Raw genomic sequence first — 17,677 nt, 5'->3', positions numbered from 1 at the left:
TTTTGTCTCCTGGCGTTATGGGTTCTGGGAGAGAGGGGCGGCCTGCGGCGCCGGATGGACCAGCCAGTCCTGTGCGCGGTGCACGATGTCGGCCAGCGGCAGCGTGGCGTCCACGGACAGCACGGCGCGCTCGCCTGCCGGGCTTTCCAGCGTGGCGAACTGGTTGGCCACCAGCTCGGGCGAGAAGAAGTGGCCGGCGCGCTCCTGCACGCGCTGCAGCGCCGTGCCGTAGTCCAGGTCCAGAAAAACGAAGCCCACGGCGCCGGCCGGGCCGGCGGCACGCAGGCGGTCGCGGTACTTGCGCTTGAGGGCCGAGCAGGTCAGCACCACGCCCTGCCCCGGCATGGCCTGGGCCAGCAGCCGTGCCAGCCGGTCCAGCCAGCCGCTGCGGTCGTCGTCGGTCAGGGGGATGCCCGCCTGCATCTTGCGGATGCTTTCCTCGGCATGGTGGGCATCGCCCTCGTGCAGGGTCCAGCCCAGGGCATCGGCCAGGGCCTGCCCCACGCTCGACTTGCCGCAGCCGGAAACGCCCATGACGACCAGCGCCCGTGGGCGGCTGCCTGCGGCGGTGGCGTCGGTTGTTGTTGGGATAGCGCTATCCATGTTCTTGCAAAAATTGGCAGACCAGGGTCTGCCTTGGATTTCGGTGTGCTTCAGAGGCCTTCGTCCGGGTTTACACGCAGGACTGCGGGCCTTCGAATGATTGGGATAGCGCTATCATAATCTCCAACCCTCCCGCCACCGACCTAGGACATTCCCTTGGCCCGCCAGATTCCGCCTGCATCTCCAGAATCGTCCTGCGCCGATCCTTGCGACCCGGCCCTGCCCGCCACGGGCCGCGCCCGCTCCTCGCGGGCCAGCGGACGCATCACGCTCAGCGATGTGGCACAGGCGGCCGGCGTCAGCCCCATGACGGTCTCACGCGCCCTGCGCGGCGAGCGGCGCGTGGACCCGGCCCTGGTCGAGAAAATCCGCGCCGCCGCCGCGCGCATGGGCTACGTGCCCGACCCCGCCGCGCGCGCTTTGGCCTCCCAGAAAAGTGCCCAGGTGCTGGTGCTGGTGCCCATGCTGTCCAACACCTTGTTCGTGGACCTGATCGAGTCTGTGCACAAGGTGCTGTTCGCCGCCGGCTACCACGCGCTGATCGGCGTGACCCACTATGACCGGGCCGAAGAGGAGCAACTGCTGCGCACTTACCTGCCCATGCGCCCTGCCGGCCTGCTGCTCACCGGCTTTGACCGCAGTCCCGCTGCGCGCGAACTCGTGCAGGCCAGCAAGGTGCCCTGCGTGCACCTGATGGAGCTGGGCGGCGAGCCGGGCACGCCCAGCGTGGGGTTTTCGCAGGCCGAAGCCGGAGCCGCCATCACGCGGCATCTGATGGAGCGCGGGCACAAGCGCATTGCCTTTTGCGCAGGCCAGCTCGATGCCCGCGTGATGCAGCGCGCCTCTGGCTACCGCCAGGCCCTGCAGGACGCGGGCCTGCACGACCCGGCCCTGGAACTGCTGTGGCCCCGCCCCACTTCGATGGCGCTGGGCGCCGAGCTGCTGGACGCCGCCCTGCGGCTGGCTCCATCCGTCGATGCCCTCTTCTTCTGCAACGATGACATCGCCCAGGGCGCCCTGCTCGAAGCCCTGCGCCGCGGCATCCGCGTGCCGCAGCAGATCGCCATCGCCGGCTTCAACGACCTGCCCGGCAGCGACCAGATGGTGCCGCCACTGACCACCATCCGCACGCCGCGCGGCCATATCGGAACCGAAGGCGCGCGCATGCTGCTGCAATTGATGCGCGGCGAGGCCTTGCCATTGCACAGCCTGGATCTGGGATATGAGCTGGTGGTGCGGCAAAGCAGTTGAAGCGACAGTGGAGATGAAAAGGCCGGGTCTGCTGCCCGGCCTTTTCTCTGGTCGACGCCTGCGGCGCAGGAATCACGCGGACATCACTCAAATTCCAGGATCACATCGTCCACGGCCAGCGAGTCGCCCTTGCCGGCGCTGATCTTGCTGACCACACCGTCCTGCGACGCGAACAGGATGTTTTCCATCTTCATGGCCTCGATCACGGCCAGCTTTTCGCCGGCCTGCACCTTCTGGCCCGGCTGCACGGCCACGTCCACCAGCAGGCCCGGCATGGGCGACAGCAGGAACCTGGACAGGTCCGGCGGTGCCTTGTAGGGCATGAGCCGGTGCAGTTCGCCGCCGCGCGGCGACAGCACCAGGGCGTCGATCTGCGTGCCGTTGTGGATGACGCGCAGGGCCAGCGGGTTCCTGGCCGTGCCGCGCTCGACCTGCGCCGTGAAGGGCTTGCCGTTGCAGCTGCCCTGCACGCACATGGCGCGCATCGGCGTCTCGCTGCGGAAGGTGTAGGGCTTGCCGTCCACGGTGACGGTGCTGGCGCGGCTTTCCGCGTCGAAGTCGGAAACCTGCACCTCGCGGTACTGGTGCTTGCCATCGGCCCCCAGCACGACCACGCAGTAGTCGGCCGAGACCTTGAGCTCATGACCGCGCATCTGGCCGCTGATGGTGGCGGCGCGCGCGCGGTAGCGGCGGTTCATGTGGCCTGCCAGGGCGACCAGGAAGTCGGGGTCGCCGTGCGGCACATCCTCGGCGTGGAAGCCGTGGGCGTAGTGCTCGGCGATGAAGCCGGTGTTGAACTCGCCGCTCTTGAACTTGGGATGGGCCAGCAGCGCGGCCTGGAACGGGATGTTGGAGCTGATGCCCCGGATCACGAAGGCGTTGAGCGCCTCGCGCATCTTGGCGATGGCGTCGTTGCGGTCGCTGCCGTGCACGATGAGCTTGGCGATCATCGAGTCGTAGAACATCGGGATTTCGCCGCCTTCATACACGCCCGTATCCACGCGCACGCCATGAAGGTGGCCGGTGTCGGCCTGCCACATGGTCTGCTCGGGCGGCGAAAAGCGCACCAGGCGGCCGGTGGACGGCAGGAAGTTGCGGAACGGGTCCTCGGCGTTGATGCGGCACTCGATGGCCCAGCCATCGCGCTTGACGTCTTCCTGCGCGATGGCCAGCTTCTCGCCAGCGGCCACGCGGATCATCTGCTCGACCAGATCCAGGCCGGTGATGCACTCGGTCACCGGATGCTCCACCTGCAGGCGGGTGTTCATTTCCAGGAAGTAGAAATCCTGGTCCTTGCCCACCACGAACTCCACCGTGCCCGCGCTCTGGTAGCCCACGGCCTTGGCCAGGGCCACGGCCTGCTCTCCCATGGCGCGGCGCGTGGCGTCGCTGATGAAGGGGGATGGCGCCTCTTCGATCACCTTCTGGTGCCGGCGCTGGATGGAGCATTCGCGCTCGTTCAGGTAGATCACGTTGCCGTGGCCGTCGCCCAGCACCTGGATCTCGATGTGGCGCGGCTCCTGCACGAACTTCTCGATGAAGATGCGGTCGTCGCCGAAGCTGTTGCGTGCCTCGTTCTGGCAGCTGGCAAAGCCCTCGAAGGCTTCCTTGTCGTTGTAGGCCACGCGCAGGCCCTTGCCGCCGCCGCCGGCGCTGGCCTTGATCATCACGGGGTAGCCGATGCCCTTGGCGATTTCCACGGCGGCCTCGGGGCCGGCGATGGGATCGTTGTAGCCGGGGATGGTGCTCACGCCCGCCTTGTCGGCCAGCTTCTTGGAGGCGATCTTGTCGCCCATGGCCGCGATGGCCGCGTGCTTGGGGCCGATGAAGGCGATGCCCTCTTCCTCCACGCGCCGGGCGAAGGCCTCGTTCTCGGACAGGAAGCCATAGCCCGGGTGCACGGCCTGCGCGCCGGTCTGCTTGCAGGCGGCAATGATGCGGTCGGCCTGCAGGTAGGACTCGCGGCTGGGAGCGGCACCGATGTGCACGGCCTCGTCGGCCAGCTTGACGTGGCGTGCCTCGCGGTCCGCATCGGAGTACACCGCCACGGTCTGTATGCCCATCTTGCGGGCGGTGGCGATGACGCGGCAGGCAATCTCGCCGCGGTTGGCAATCAGGATCTTCTTGAACATCTTCGCAGCCTGTTTTTTCTGGATTCGATCTTTGATATCAGGGCTTGGTCACAGAGGGATGTTTCCATGCTTGCGCCACGGATTTTCCAGCTGCTTGTTCTTGAGCATCTGCAGCGAGCGGCAGATGCGCTTGCGCGTCTCATGCGGCTGGATCACATCGTCGATGAAGCCGCGCGCGCCCGCCACGAAGGGGTTGGCGAAGCGGGCCTTGTACTCGGCCTCGCGCGCGGCCAGCTTGGCCGGGTCGTTCTTGTCCTCGCGGAAGATGATCTCCACGGCGCCCTTGGCGCCCATCACGGCGATCTCGGCATGGGGCCAGGCCAGGTTGACGTCGCCGCGCAGGTGCTTGGAGGCCATCACGTCATAGGCGCCGCCGTAGGCCTTGCGCGTGATGACGGTGATCTTGGGCACCGTGGCCTCGGCATAGGCGTACAGCAGCTTGGCGCCGTGCTTGATGATGCCGCCGTACTCCTGGCTGGTGCCGGGCATGAAGCCGGGCACGTCCACGAAGGTGACCACGGGGATGTTGAAGGCATCGCAGAAACGCACGAAGCGCGCGGCCTTGATGGAGCTCTTGATGTCCAGGCAGCCGGCCAGCACCAGGGGCTGGTTGGCGACGATGCCCACGGTCTGCCCGTCCATGCGCGCAAAGCCCGTGAGGATGTTCTTGGCGTAGTCGGGCTGCAACTCGAAGAAGTCGCCGTCGTCCACGGTCTTCAGGATCAGCTCCTTCATGTCGTAGGGCTTGTTGGCGTTGTCGGGCACCAGGGTGTCCAGCGACTTGTCGGCGCGGTCCACGGGGTCCGAGGTGTAGCGCACGGGCGCCTTCTCGCGGTTGTTCAGCGGCAGGTAGTTGTAGAGGCGGCGCAGCATCATCAGCGCCTCCACGTCGTTGTCGAAGGCCATGTCGGCCACGCCACTGCGCGTGGTGTGGGTGATGGCGCCGCCCAGCTCCTCGGCCGTGACCTCCTCGTGCGTCACGGTCTTCACCACTTCGGGGCCGGTGACGAACATGTAGCTGCTGTCCTTGACCATGAAGATGAAGTCGGTCATGGCCGGCGAGTACACGGCGCCGCCCGCGCAGGGGCCCATGATCATGGAGATCTGCGGCACCACGCCGCTGGCCAGCACGTTCTTCTGGAACACGTCGGCATAGCCGCCCAGCGAGGCCACGCCTTCCTGGATGCGGGCGCCACCCGAGTCGTTGAGGCCGATCACGGGGGCGCCGACCTTCATGGCCTGGTCCATGACCTTGCAGATCTTCTCGGCATGGGTCTCGGACAGCGCACCGCCGAAGACGGTGAAGTCCTGGCTGAAGACGAAGACCAGGCGGCCGTTGATCATGCCGTAGCCGGTGACCACGCCGTCGCCGGGGATCTTGCTGTCTTCCATGCCGAAGTCGGTGCAGCGGTGCTCGACGAACATGTCCCATTCCTCGAAGGTGCCGTCGTCCAGCAGCAGCTCGATGCGCTCTCGCGCCGTGAGCTTGCCCTTCTTGTGCTGTGCGTCTATGCGCTTTTGGCCGCCACCCAGGCGGGCCTGTTCGCGCTTTGTCTCCAGTTGATCCAGGATGTCTTGCATGCTGCGATTCCTCTAACGTCTAACGGTAAGGTTTGTCTGGTCTTGTCTTGTCGGCCGTCACTGCGGCGCCGCCACGGGGCCTGCCTGCGCCTGCAGCAGATTTCTGGCGGCCGTGCTGGCCGCGATGCGCCCTGCTGCCACGTCGGCCTGCAGCTGGGGCAGCAGCGCCCGCACCTGCGGATGCTGCCGGAAGGCCTGCTTGAGGCCGGAGTCGATACGCTCCCACATCCAGGACAGCGCCTGGCGTTCGCGGCGCAGCGCCAGGCGCCCGTTGGCCTGCTGCAGGCGGCGGAATTCCTCCACCGCACCCCAGAAACCTTCAACGCCCTCCTTCTTGAGCGCGCTGATGGTGATGACCTGGGGCTGCCAAAGGCGCTCGTCGTGGTGGGCATGCTCGGGGTTGCCGTGCATGCCCAGCAGGCGCAGGCTGGAGGTGATCTGGGCCTGGGCGCGCGTGGCGGCATGCGGGTCGATGTCGGCCTTGTTGATGACCACCAGGTCGGCCAGCTCCATCACGCCCTTCTTGATGGCCTGCAGGTCGTCGCCCGCATTGGGCAGTTGCAGCAGGCAGAACATGTCGCACATGCCCTGCACGGCGATCTCGCTCTGGCCCACGCCCACGGTCTCGACGATGACCACATCGTAGCCAGCCGCCTCGCAGACCAGCATGGCCTCGCGGGTTTTCTCGGCCACGCCGCCCAGGGTGCCGCTGCTGGGGCTGGGGCGGATGTAGGCATCCGGATGAACGGACAACTGCTCCATGCGCGTCTTGTCGCCCAGGATGGAGCCGCCCGACACGGTGGATGAGGGGTCGATGGCCAGCACCGCCACGCGAAGGCCGCGCCCAATCAGGAACAGGCCCAGCGTCTCGATGAAGGTGCTTTTGCCCACGCCCGGCACGCCGCTGATGCCCAGGCGGAAAGACCCGCCCGTATGCGGCAGAAGGGCCGTGAGCAGCCCATCGGCCGCAGCGCGGTGATCCGTGCGCGTGGATTCCAAAAGGGTGATGGCCTTGGCCATCGCCCGGCGCTGAACGGCAGGGTTGCCGTTCAGGATGCCGTCTTGCATTTGCTCGGGAGTCACTGCGGCGGGCTCAGAGGCTGTTGGCCTGGCGGATCTGCTCGAGCACGTCCTTGGCGCTGGCCGGGATGGGTGTGCCCGGGCCATAGACGCCCTTGACGCCGGCGTTGTAGAGGAAGTCGTAGTCCTGCGCGGGAATCACGCCGCCCACGAAGACGATGATGTCGTCCGCGCCCTGGCGGCGCAGCTCCTCGATGATGGCCGGCACCAGGGTCTTGTGGCCTGCCGCCAGCGTGGACACGCCCACGGCGTGCACGTCGTTCTCGATGGCCTGGCGCGCGCATTCCTCGGGCGTCTGGAACAGCGGGCCCATGTCCACGTCGAAGCCCAGGTCGGCAAAGGCCGTGGCCACCACCTTGGCGCCGCGGTCATGGCCGTCCTGGCCCAGCTTGGCGATCATCACGCGCGGGCGTCGGCCCAGCTGCTCGGACGATGCATCGATCTCGCCCTTGAGCTTTTCCCAGCCCTCGGCCGAGTCGTAGGCTGCTGCATACACGCCGGTCACCTTCTGTGTATCGGCGCGGTGGCGCCCGAAAACCTTCTCCAGTGCGTCCGAGACCTCGCCCACCGTGGCACGCAGGCGCACGGCCTGGATGGACAGGTCCAGCAGGTTGCCCTCGCCGCTTTCGGCGGCCTGGGTCAGGGCCTGAAGGGCGGCCTCGACCTTGGCGGCATCGCGGCTGGCCTTGATCTGGTTCAGGCGCGCGATCTGGCTGTCGCGCACCTTGACGTTGTCCACCTCGAGGATGTCGATGGCGTCTTCCTTGGCCAGCTTGTACTTGTTGACGCCGACGATGACATCCTTGCCCGAGTCGATGCGCGCCTGCTTCTCGGCGGCGGCGGCCTCGATCTTGAGCTTGGCCCAGCCCGAATCCACGGCGGCGGTCATGCCGCCCATGGCCTCGACCTCCTCGATGATCTTCCAGGCGGCGTCGGCCATGTCCTGGGTCAGCTTTTCCATCATGTAGCTGCCGGCCCAGGGGTCGATCACATTGGTGATGTGGGTCTCTTCCTGGATGATCAGCTGCGTGTTGCGCGCAATGCGGGCCGAGAATTCGGTGGGCAGCGCAATGGCTTCGTCAAAGCTGTTGGTGTGCAGGCTCTGCGTGCCGCCGAAGACGGCGGCCATGGCCTCGATGGTGGTGCGCACCACGTTGTTGTAGGGGTCCTGCTCGGTCAGCGACCAGCCCGAAGTCTGGCAGTGCGTGCGCAGCATCAGGCTCTTGGCCTTCTTGGCGCCGAAACCCTTCATGATGCGGCACCACAGCAGGCGGGCCGCGCGCATCTTGGCGATTTCCAGATAGAAATTCATGCCGATGGCCCAGAAGAAGGACAGCCGGCCCGCGAAATCGTCCACATCCATGCCCTTGGCCGTGGCGGTCTTCACGTACTCCTTGCCGTCGGCCAGCGTGAAGGCCAGTTCCAGCGCCTGGTTGGCGCCCGCCTCCTGCATGTGATAGCCCGAGATCGAGATCGAGTTGAACTTGGGCATGTTCCGGCTCGTGTACTCGATGATGTCGCCGATGATGCGCATCGACGGCTGGGGCGGGTAGATATAGGTGTTGCGGACCATGAACTCCTTGAGGATGTCGTTCTGTATGGTCCCCGACAGCTGGTCCTGGGCCACGCCCTGCTCCTCGGCCGCCACCACGTAGCCGGCCAGCACGGGCAGCACGGCGCCGTTCATGGTCATGGACACGCTGATCTTGTCCAGCGGGATCTGGTCGAACAGCACCTTCATGTCCTCGACCGAATCGATGGCCACGCCGGCCTTGCCCACGTCGCCCGTCACACGCGGATGGTCGCTGTCGTAGCCCCGGTGCGTGGCCAGGTCGAAAGCCACCGACACGCCCTGCCCGCCGGCGGCCAGCGCCTTGCGGTAGAAGGCGTTGGACTCCTCGGCCGTGGAAAAGCCCGCGTACTGGCGAATGGTCCAGGGCCGGCCCGCGTACATGGTGGCCTGCGGGCCGCGGATGTAGGGCTCGAAGCCTGGCAGGCTATCCGTATGGGGCAGATCCGCCGTGTCGGCCGCCGTGTACAGCGGCTTGACGTCGATGCCGTCGGGCGTGGTCCAGTGCAGTGCCTGGATGTCGCCCCCGGGAGCGGCCTTGGCGGCCGCCTGGGCCCATTTCTGCAGGTCGGCAGTTGCGAATTCCTGGCCGTTCTGCGCTGTCGGATGGTCTTGTCTCATGTTCTCAGGCTCGTGAATGACAGGTGCCCTTGAGGGCATGCCCCAGAGCTGCCGCAGTTTACATCATTCATAATTATTCATTCAAAATATCTTTGCCGATACAATCCGGGCCACATGTCGACAAACACCCTCACTCCCCGCGCGCTCTACGAACAGGTGGCAGAGAAGCTGCGCCTGCGCATCTTCGAGCACGAGCTGGCGCCCGGTGACTGGATCGACGAACTGAAGATTGCCGAGGAATACGGCATCAGCCGCACCCCGCTGCGCGAGGCCCTGAAGGTGCTGGCCGCCGAGGGCCTGGTCACCATGAAGGTGCGCCGTGGCGCCTATGTGACCGAGGTGTCGTCCAAGGACATTGCCGATGTCTATCACCTGCTGAGCCTGCTGGAATCCGATGCCGTTCAGGTGGTGGCCGAATCGGGCAGCGATGAGGAACTTGCCGCCCTGCAGCAGACCCACGAGGAACTCAAGGCGCAGACGCGTGATGCAGACCGCTTCTTCGAGCTCAATGAGAGCTTTCACATGCAGCTGCTGCAGATTGCCGACAACCGCTGGCGCAACCAGCTGGTGGCCGATCTGCGCAAGGTCATGAAGCTCAACCGCCACAAGTCGCTGTTCAAGCAGGGCCGCATCGAGGACTCGCTGGCCGAGCACGAGACCGTCATGCAGGCCCTGCTGCGCCGCGATGGCGCGGCCGCCGCGCAGGCCATGCGTCAGCACTTCAGGAACGGTCTGGCTGCAGCGTCCTGAACTCGGGTTCATCTGAACCCTGGCTGGCTGGGCAACAGTGGCGACGTAGGCGGGCATGCGGCTCCTGGTTCGCTTCAGGCGCATCGCCCGAGAACGCTGCAGTGCAGCATAAACCTCGCCGCCAACTCCGCACATGTCCGAAGCTGACGCCGGGGCCTGCGGTAACCGGCAGCTATCATCAGCGGCACCATCCACTTCGGTCCGCACCTCTTCGCATGAGCATCCAAGATCCAGCCCGCGCCCCTTCCCTGGCCATGAGCCTGCCTGCCGATGCCAGCATGGCCACGGCCGCCACCCTGGTGGAAATGCTGGCCCTGCGGGTGCAGCAGACGCCCGCAGGCGAGGCCTACCGGGCCTATGACGAGGATGCGCGCAGCTGGAAGTCCCTGAACTGGGCGCAGACCGGCGAGCGCGTGGCCCTGTGGGCGCAGGCCCTGGCTGCGCAGGAACTGGCGCCGGGCTCGCGCATTGCCATTCTTTTGCCCAACGGGCTGGATGCCATGTCCATCGACCTGGCCAGCCTGCGCTGCGGCCATGTGCCGGTGCCCCTGCATTCCATAGACAACGCAGGCAGCATTGCCTACATCCTGGCCAATGCCCAGGTGTCCATGCTGTTCGTGGCACAGCAATCCACCTGGGACAAGATCTGCGCCACGGGCCAGGCCCTGCCCGCGCTGCGCAAGGTGGTCGTGGCATCGGCCAAGCCGGCTTCCCGGGCCGCAGAGCCTGAAACCGAAGGCGATGCCGCCGTCCTGGAGGCCCTGCGGCAGATCCCCGTGCAACCGCTGGCCCAATGGCTGGCTGAGGGCGGCGCAGTCCCCCTGCCCCCGCCTCCCTCTGCCGAGGACCTGGCCGCCGTCGTCTACACCTCGGGCACCACGGGCAAGCCCAAGGGCGTGATGCTCACGCACCGCAACGTGGTCTCCAACGTACAGGCCGTGATGCAGCGGCTGCTGCCGCGCAGCGATGATGTTTTCCTGTCCTTCCTGCCGCTGTCGCACACCTTCGAGCGCACGGCAGGCTACTACCTGGCGATGGCCGTGGGCGCCTGCGTGGCCTATGCGCGCTCCGTGGCCCAGCTGGCCGAGGATCTCAAGACCCAGCGTCCCACGGTGCTGGTCTCCGTGCCGCGCATCTACGAGCGCGTGCACGCCAAGGTCATGGAGGCGCTGGCGCGCGAACCGCTCAAGGCCCAGCTGTTCGAACTGGCCCAGGCCAGGGGCTGGCAACGCTTTTGTGAAACACAAGGCATTGCCGATGCGCAGGCGCCCCAGCCCGACGTGCCGGGCTGGATGCAATGGCTGCCCTGGCCCGTGCTCAACCATCTGGTGGCCAAGCCGCTGCTGGCCCAGTTTGGCGGGCGTGTGCGCGTGGCCGTGAGCGGTGGCGCACCGCTGTCGCCCACGATTGCGCGCTGTTTTCTCGGCCTGGGCCTGCCGCTGATCCAGGGCTACGGAATGACCGAGACCTCGCCCGTGGTCTGTGCCAACACGCTGGAGGACAACCACCCGGCCACCGTGGGCCGCGCCCTGCCGGGCGTGGAAGTGCGCATTGGCGAGAATCGGGAACTGCAGGTGCGCGGGCCCTGCGTGATGCGGGGCTACTGGCAACGCCCCGAAGACACCGCCAAGACCTTCACAGACGACGGCTGGCTGCGCACCGGCGACCAGGCCGTGATCGAGGATGGGCGCGTGCGCATCCAGGGCCGCATCAAGGAAATCATCGTCACCTCCACCGGCGAGAAGATTCCACCGGCCGACCTGGAGCTGGCCATCACCGGCGACCCGTTCTTCACCCAGGTCTTTGTCGTGGGCGAAGACCGCCCCTTCATCGCCGCCGTGGCCGTCATCGAGCGTGGTGAATGGCAGGCCATGGCCCAGCGCCTGGGCCTGGATCCCGAAGATCCCAAGAGCCTGAACCACGCCGCCGCCGAGCGTGAAGCGCTGGCCCGCATCGAGAAACAGGTGGCCAGTTTTGCCCGCTATGCGGTCCCCCGTGCCGTGCACCTGGAACTGGAGCCCTGGACCATTGAGAACGGGCTGATGACGCCCACCCTCAAGCTCAAGCGCAACAACCTCATGGCGCGGTTTGAATCGCAGATTGCCGCCATGTACACCAAGCCCGCCGAGCGCTGGCAAGGCCGCAACAGCGCGGGGTGACCCCCAGCCCTTGACAAGCCGCCGCCCGAAAACGGCGGCTTTCCTTAACTCTGATTTGAAAATTGATTTATGTAAGTTACATTGAATTGATCAGAAAGAAGGCAAGAGCGCCCTGTCCGCGCTCTTGCCTTGCCCGCTTCAGGCAGCGGCCAATGCCCTGCCGGCGGGCGCCATGCCGATCTCCTTGAACTCGCTGATCCTGAACGTGGCCACCGCCTGGGCCAGCACGCGGGCCTGTCGCTCCAGGCTGGCAGCTGCGGCGGCAGACTCTTCCACCAGGGCAGCGTTTTGCTGCGTGACCTGGTCCATCTGGGAGACCGCCTCGCTGATCTGTCCCAGGCCGCCGCTTTGCTCCACGCTGGCGGCCGAGATGGCCTCGATCAACGACGCCACCTCGCGCACCTGGGATTCGATGGCGTCCATGGCCTTGCCGGCTTCCCGGACCTGGTTGCCGCCCATTCGCACCGTCTCGGTGGAGGCCGTGATCAGCGCCTTGATTTCACGCGCCGCTGCGGCGCTGCGCTGGGCCAGGGAGCGCACTTCTCCGGCCACCACGGCAAACCCCCTGCCCTGCTCGCCCGCCCGCGCGGCCTCGACCGCTGCGTTGAGCGCCAGGATGTTCGTCTGGAAGGCGATGGAATCGATGACGCCCGTGATCTCGGCAATCTTTCCGCTGCTGGCCGAGATTTCGTCCATGGTGCCCACGACCCTGGCGACAGCGCCACCGCCCACGCCCGCCACCTCCTTGGCGCGCACGGCCAGGGCGCTGGCCTGCCGCGCATTCTCCGAACTCTGGCCCACATTGCCTGCCAGCTGCTCCATGGAGGCCGCCGTCTCCTGCAGGCTGGAGGCCTGGTGTTCGGTGCGGCTGCTCAGGTCCTGGTTGCCTGCGGCGATCTGGCTGGATGCCGTGGTGACCGACTCCACCCCGCGCCGCACATCGCCAACGATGCTGGCCAGCGATTCGCGCATGGCGCTCATGGAGCGCAGCAGGTCGCCGACTTCGTCACGCCCCGTGGCCTGGATCTCGGAAGCCAGATCACCGTGCTCGATGTGCCGGGCCACCTCCACGGCGGACTTCAGGGGAACGGTGATGGAGCGCGTGACCACATAGCCCAGCGCCACGGCGAGGATGACAGCGGCCGCGACAAAGCCGTAGATCAGCATCTGCGACTGCGCCAGGACCTGGCGGGAGTCCGCATACACATCCTCGGATGCCTTGAGCTGCAGCTCCACCAGTTCGCCGATCTTGGCGCTGATGGGGTCTACGCTGGCATACAGCGCGCCATCGAACTCGTCCAGGCTGCCGGCCCTTTTTCCATCCAGCGTCTTGAGCCGCTGCAGCAGCCGGTCGATGCTCTGGTTGGCAGGTGCGAACAGCGCCTGCGCCTGGCTGGCCAGCACGGCCTCCTGCGAGGTCAGCTGTGTGGACGAATAGCTGCGCCAGGCCGCGTCGATCGCGGGCAGCGTGCCGGAAATGCTCGCCGCTGCCTCCTGCGCCGTGATCAGGCCGGCATTCGCCTTGTTGACCGTATCTATGACGTTGACGGCGTAGGCATCCGCAATCTGCTTGAGCTGCTTGAGCGGAACCACGCGGTCCTGGTACATGGTCTGCGTGCCCGAGAACACATGGCCCAGCGCCCTTGCGCCGACGGCGCCCACGGCCATCAGGCAGATCAGCAGAACAAGAAAAACACCGGTAAGCCGGGTACCGATACGCACATCGCCGAGTTTTTTCATCGCAGATCCCTCTGTCCCCGTGACGCCATCGGTATAGGCCATCGCTATCGCATCCCGGCAGTCACATTGCTTGCCTTATCGGTAGCAACCGCCGGTTTCTTGAGAGTCAAAAATCAATAAGTTCCATAGCAGTTGCGACGCTCGAGGCTACCGCCCCGCAGGCAAGCCCCCTTCCTCATCCGTGTTGCAGAGCCAACCCTCTCAAAGTTCGAACAGCATTTTCATGTAAGTTACATTGAATGTCTTGAAAAACGGCCCGTGAAAACACGGGCCATCTCACTGGATCAGACGTAGACGTCGACCACGCCGCCCAGCCCGGGCGCCTTGCCGCCCTTCGATGGGGATTGCGATGGCGCCTCGGCGGCCTGCTGCTGCTCGCGCTGCTTGTCGAGCTGGGCCTGCTGCCTGGCGCGCATCAGCGCCTCGATCTGGTTTTGCACCATCATGATCTGCGTCTGCAGCAGCTTGGACTTCTGTTGCTTGGCCTTGGCGTCGATGTTCTCGGAGGCCACTTCCTTGAGCGCCTGCTGCAGCTCCTTGAGCTTGCGCTGCAACGCAGCGATGTCATTGCCGCCGGAGGCTGAAGCGGCTCCCGAGGCGGAAGCCGAGGTGGAGGATGAGATTTGCATGCCCCATACATCGGCCACTGGCGGGCGAACTGAAGGCCCAAAACGCCCCACCCCACCCGCCATCACCCCAGCCAGTGCCGCAGCGCACCCGCCGACGCAATGCCGATCAGCACCGTCGGCAGAATGGGCATCCGGCTGGCCGCCACCAGCGTCACCACCAGGGCCAGCAGATCGGCCGGACGCTCGGACACAAACGCCGGGGCAATCACCGAGATCAGCACGCAGCCCGGCAGGCTTTCCATCACGTACTGCATGCGCGGGCTCAGCGTGCGCCCGCGCAGCAGCAGGTAGCCGATCACCCGCGTGAAATACGTGCTGCACGCCATGAGCACCAGCGTCAGCACGGTTGTGGCTTCCATCGCTCAGCTCCTGGGCGCCAGCAAGGCCGCGCAGATCAGGCCCGAGACGGCGCCGGCCGCCACATACCAGGCGCCAGGCACCAGCTTGTAGACCAGGGCCGCCGTCAGCAGGCTCACCAGCCAGGGCCGGCAAGGCCTGACGCCCTTCCACATGCCGCGCAGCAGCACCAGAAACACGGCGGTGAACGCCATGTCGAAGCCGTACTGCTCCAGGTCGCCAATGCGCGGCCCCAGAAACGCACCGGCCGCCGTGCACGATACCCAGGCCATGTACAGGCCCGCCGACACGCCCATGTAGTAAGGCAGGCTCACGCGCCGGGCGGCACTGCGCTGCGCGTCTGCCAGGGCCAGCGCCCAGCTTTCGTCGCACATGAAGAACAGGGCCGGCAGCGCACGGCGCCTGGGCAAATGGCGCAGATAGGGCGCCAGTGCCGCACCCATCAGGATGTGCCGGCAATTGACCAGGAAGGACATGGCGACGATCAGCAGCACATGCGGCGGCGACGTCCACAGCCGTATGGCCGTGAACTCCGAGCCGCCGCCGAAGTTCATCCCGGTCATGAGAGGAACCTCCAGCGGTGCCAGCCCCTTTTGCACGGCCTGGGCGCCCAGCACCAGGGCAAAGGGCACAAAGCCCAGCATCACGGGAATCGCATCCCTGAAGCCGCGAAAGGCCTCGGAACTGCGGGAGACGGAATCTGCCGAAACGGCAGCGGGGGAAAGTGGAATGGATGAAGACATGGAGAGCGGCGATTGTCGGCCTGTGCCGCTGGAATTTGCTGCCGATTCATGCTTCCACCAGCCATTTGACAGATGTTTATGCCGATTTATTGGAGCAACTGGAAATAATCTGCCGCAAACAGGCTGATCAAAGCATTTCCATGGCTGGCGGCGCTCCTCGGATGGCCGCGCCTGCCCTCCAGGCATTTCACGAAACCCAACGGCCATTGGCTCCCGCCATGCTGCAGTGCGTCGCAAACGGCTGTGCCGGCCAGGGCGGCGGCGGGACCATAAAGCCCTCATCACTTCGCTTCACCTGAAAGGTTCCCCATGCGCACTTCCGACGTCACCCGCTTCATCGCCCTCGCCGCCCTCAGCCTGGGCCTGGCCGGCACCACCCTCGCCCAGGACGCAGCGCCCTCCTCCACTGCTGCCCCCACCGACCTCAGCCGAGCCCAGGTGCTGGCCGACCTGGAAATGTGGCACCGCGCCGGACTCACCTATCTCTCCGACCGCGAGATCGATGTCCGCTCCACCGAATACCAGCGCGGCCTGGAGCGCTACCAGCAGCTGCGCGCCAGCCCCGCCTACCGGGAGGCCGTGACCAGACTGGAGAAAGGGCATGCGGTGGCTCAAGACAAGTGAGCGTTGGGGTGACGCGAGGCGCGAGATACTGTGCAGTTTCCGCACCTGCGAGCATCGCCCCTCACTCCATGAATATCCGCATAGTCAACGGCGACCTTCTGGACCAGGACGTTGAAGTCATCGTCAACTCATGGAATAGAAACATCATTCCCTGGTGGCTGTTGATCCCCCAAGGCGTGTCCGGCGCAATCAAGCGCAAGGGTGGACTGCAGCCATTCCTGGAGGTTGCGCGGGCCGGCCCCATTCCTCTGGGCGATGCCGTCCTGACATCTGCCGGCAGACTGCCTTTCAAAGGCATCATCCACGTGGCGGGCATCAATCTTCTTTGGAGGGCGTCACAACTCTCCATTGAGAAGTCCACACAGTCGGCCCTTCAACTCGTCAACGATCACGGCTTCAAATCCGTAGCCTTTCCCCTCATCGGTTGCGGATCTGGAGGCTTCAATGAAGACACTGCCATCCGCATCATGAAGAACACCATTGCCCAAGTCGAAACGAGGGCAGCGGTTGTGCTGGTCGTTTTTGGCAAGGCACGATAGTTGTTGTAACGGTCAAAGCTCGGATACCGCAGGTCGAACCTAGTCGTCTGCGCATAGCTGAAGCCGCTGACCGTCTGGCCTTAGCCCCAGGCGCCCGTGGTGGGCCGCACTTCACCAAAGCCTGAGATCAGCCATTGCCAAGCCACCTGCTCCTGCGGCTTGGCCAAGCATTAAAATCCAATCGATTTTCAGAGAAGAATTCTATCTATTCAATAAAGCACTGTTGAAATACTGATTGGAAATTTGTTGAAACACATAAAGAGAGATATCTCTGGAATTATGTATTTCTTCAAAATGCTCTAGAAAATTCGGCAGTTCCATAGAGATAAAATAGTCCAAATCCCAATTATTTAAACCCTCCAATGACAAAGGCAAGTTATGAATTAAATTCAACACACGCCCAGCACTAGTTAATTTAGATTGTTTAATCTGCTGCAAAGCCTCACCAATGCAGTATTTCAATATATTACGCGAACTATCCACCTCAATTTCTCGCCAGCAGCTCAACACCTCTTCCAATGAAGAAATAACTGTATCATTCACCCTATTATTAAATAAAATATTTCTACTAGAAATGATGATTTCATTGATTTTTCTTAGTTCCATTTTTAATAACCTCCCCATGTGAATTCAAGATCTGCGGATCCTCTGTAAGCACCGTATGGCAAATCCACCCTTTTTATCGGAACATCTAAAACTCCAGCCCTAGGAGCCGCCAACGCTCTATGATGACCATCCAGAATATACAACCGCCCATCATGCGCAGTCACCACCAACGGATTAGATATTCCATTAACCCGAATATCTTTAATCAATCTATCTAACTGCCTATTACTCATTGTCTGTCCATGAGTTGCGAATAAGTCTCCAATCTTGGCAGTTTCTTGTATTCCACCTTTTGCTGCACAAAACGCCCCCGACTCCACACCCTCAGAGATCCCCCGCGCAATCGGCAGCATCCTAGAAACACCCGTCGGAATCTGCGCCACCAGCGGGCTGATCGCCGCAGGCGATGCCAACGCCCCGTTGACTCCAGACGCCCCGGCAATGAACTCCGTGATCGCCGGACCGTACCGGTAGTACAGGCCTTGTATTCTTCCCAGCACGGGGTGCAGGCCTTGCGGGTCCACATCGTTGAGCGGGTTGTTGGCTACATACCCAAACCGATTCCATCCTCCAGCCAACCCGATCGGGTCCGCCTGGATATACCGACCCGTCGCCGCATCGTAGTACCTGTGCAGGTTGTACGACAGCCCCGTCTCTTCATCAAACACCTGCCCCGGATACCGCAGGTCGAA

The 17,677-nt window shown here is 64.5% G+C and carries 17 protein-coding genes; 6 read left to right on the top strand and 11 right to left on the bottom strand.

Annotation, left to right across the window (positions count from 1 at the left end):
- Positions 1 to 15: 15 nt before the first annotated feature.
- A complete protein-coding gene (locus PO605_RS28810) occupies positions 16 to 603 on the bottom strand; it encodes a gluconokinase (protein WP_370690597.1) in 588 nt (195 codons plus the stop codon).
- Between the two features lie 156 nt (positions 604 to 759).
- On the opposite strand from PO605_RS28810, the gene PO605_RS28805 reads away from it, so the two are divergent.
- Positions 760 to 1,854 carry a LacI family DNA-binding transcriptional regulator gene (locus tag PO605_RS28805; RefSeq protein WP_052151712.1) on the top strand — a complete coding sequence of 365 codons (1,095 nt, stop codon included), beginning with the start codon at positions 760 to 762 and terminating at the stop codon, positions 1,852 to 1,854.
- A gap of 83 nt (positions 1,855 to 1,937) precedes the next feature.
- Here PO605_RS28805 and PO605_RS28800 read toward each other — a convergent pair whose 3' ends face one another.
- The 4 genes from PO605_RS28800 to scpA are packed head-to-tail and all read right to left on the bottom strand — an operon-like array spanning position 1,938 to position 8,838.
- Positions 1,938 to 3,986: an acetyl-CoA carboxylase biotin carboxylase subunit gene (locus PO605_RS28800; RefSeq protein WP_016446054.1), complete on the bottom strand. Its 2,049-nt coding sequence runs from the start codon at positions 3,984 to 3,986 to the stop codon at positions 1,938 to 1,940.
- Between the two features lie 48 nt (positions 3,987 to 4,034).
- Positions 4,035 to 5,567, bottom strand: coding sequence for an acyl-CoA carboxylase subunit beta (locus PO605_RS28795; RefSeq protein WP_016446053.1), 1,533 nt, complete (start codon positions 5,565 to 5,567; stop codon positions 4,035 to 4,037).
- A 57-nt stretch (positions 5,568 to 5,624) separates the two neighbouring features.
- Positions 5,625 to 6,635 (bottom strand): methylmalonyl Co-A mutase-associated GTPase MeaB, encoded by a 1,011-nt coding sequence (gene meaB, locus PO605_RS28790; protein WP_016446052.1) that lies wholly within the window; start codon positions 6,633 to 6,635, stop codon positions 5,625 to 5,627.
- 25 nt (positions 6,636 to 6,660) lie between these two features.
- The gene (gene scpA, locus PO605_RS28785) at positions 6,661 to 8,838 is read right to left on the bottom strand and encodes a methylmalonyl-CoA mutase (RefSeq protein WP_047475081.1); all 2,178 of its coding nucleotides are present in this window, start codon (positions 8,836 to 8,838) and stop codon (positions 6,661 to 6,663) included.
- Between the two features lie 114 nt (positions 8,839 to 8,952).
- Here scpA and PO605_RS28780 point away from each other — a divergent pair, with 114 nt between their 5' ends.
- Entirely contained in the window at positions 8,953 to 9,588 is a 636-nt protein-coding gene (locus PO605_RS28780; protein ID WP_272207237.1) for a GntR family transcriptional regulator, read from the top strand.
- A gap of 215 nt (positions 9,589 to 9,803) precedes the next feature.
- Positions 9,804 to 11,747: an AMP-dependent synthetase/ligase gene (locus tag PO605_RS28775; protein ID WP_272207236.1), complete on the top strand. Its 1,944-nt coding sequence runs from the start codon at positions 9,804 to 9,806 to the stop codon at positions 11,745 to 11,747.
- A 138-nt stretch (positions 11,748 to 11,885) separates the two neighbouring features.
- Here the strand turns inward: PO605_RS28775 and PO605_RS28770 are convergent, their stop codons facing one another.
- The 4 genes from PO605_RS28770 to PO605_RS28755 all read right to left on the bottom strand — a co-directional run bounded on the left by PO605_RS28770 (position 11,886) and on the right by PO605_RS28755 (position 15,216).
- Positions 11,886 to 13,487: a methyl-accepting chemotaxis protein gene (locus PO605_RS28770; RefSeq protein ID WP_272207235.1), complete on the bottom strand. Its 1,602-nt coding sequence runs from the start codon at positions 13,485 to 13,487 to the stop codon at positions 11,886 to 11,888.
- 284 nt (positions 13,488 to 13,771) lie between these two features.
- Positions 13,772 to 14,116, bottom strand: coding sequence for a FlxA-like family protein (locus tag PO605_RS28765; RefSeq protein WP_272207234.1), 345 nt, complete (start codon positions 14,114 to 14,116; stop codon positions 13,772 to 13,774).
- Between the two features lie 62 nt (positions 14,117 to 14,178).
- A complete protein-coding gene (locus PO605_RS28760; protein WP_272207233.1) occupies positions 14,179 to 14,475 on the bottom strand; it encodes an AzlD family protein in 297 nt (98 codons plus the stop codon).
- A gap of 3 nt (positions 14,476 to 14,478) precedes the next feature.
- Entirely contained in the window at positions 14,479 to 15,216 is a 738-nt protein-coding gene (locus tag PO605_RS28755) for an AzlC family ABC transporter permease (protein WP_016446045.1), read from the bottom strand.
- On the opposite strand from PO605_RS28755, the gene PO605_RS28750 reads away from it, so the two are divergent.
- The 3 genes from PO605_RS28750 (at position 15,207) to PO605_RS28740 (ending at position 16,379) form a co-directional block, all read left to right on the top strand.
- Entirely contained in the window at positions 15,207 to 15,515 is a 309-nt protein-coding gene (locus PO605_RS28750) for a hypothetical protein (RefSeq protein ID WP_272207232.1), read from the top strand. The genes PO605_RS28755 and PO605_RS28750 overlap by 10 nt on opposite strands.
- A 10-nt stretch (positions 15,516 to 15,525) precedes the next feature.
- On the top strand, positions 15,526 to 15,840 hold the full coding sequence (locus tag PO605_RS28745) for a DUF4148 domain-containing protein (RefSeq protein WP_272207231.1): 315 nt from the start codon (positions 15,526 to 15,528) through the stop codon (positions 15,838 to 15,840).
- A gap of 68 nt (positions 15,841 to 15,908) precedes the next feature.
- Positions 15,909 to 16,379 (top strand): macro domain-containing protein, encoded by a 471-nt coding sequence (locus PO605_RS28740; protein WP_047469978.1) that lies wholly within the window; start codon positions 15,909 to 15,911, stop codon positions 16,377 to 16,379.
- A 201-nt stretch (positions 16,380 to 16,580) separates the two neighbouring features.
- Here the strand turns inward: PO605_RS28740 and PO605_RS28735 are convergent, their stop codons facing one another.
- Together PO605_RS28735 and PO605_RS28730 are read right to left on the bottom strand one after the other, a co-directional pair.
- Complete coding sequence (locus tag PO605_RS28735; protein WP_074932063.1) at positions 16,581 to 16,985, bottom strand: hypothetical protein; 405 nt, start codon at positions 16,983 to 16,985, stop codon at positions 16,581 to 16,583.
- Positions 16,986 to 16,987: 2 nt separating this feature from the next.
- Positions 16,988 to 17,677: RHS repeat-associated core and ParB domain-containing protein (locus tag PO605_RS28730; protein ID WP_272207230.1), on the bottom strand; the 690-nt coding region annotated here is incomplete at its 5' end.

The sequence above is a fragment of the Delftia sp. DT-2 genome (assembly GCF_028401915.1).
Lineage (GTDB): Bacteria > Pseudomonadota > Gammaproteobacteria > Burkholderiales > Burkholderiaceae_C > Comamonas > Comamonas tsuruhatensis.
This window is presented reverse-complemented; position numbering and strand designations above follow the sequence as displayed.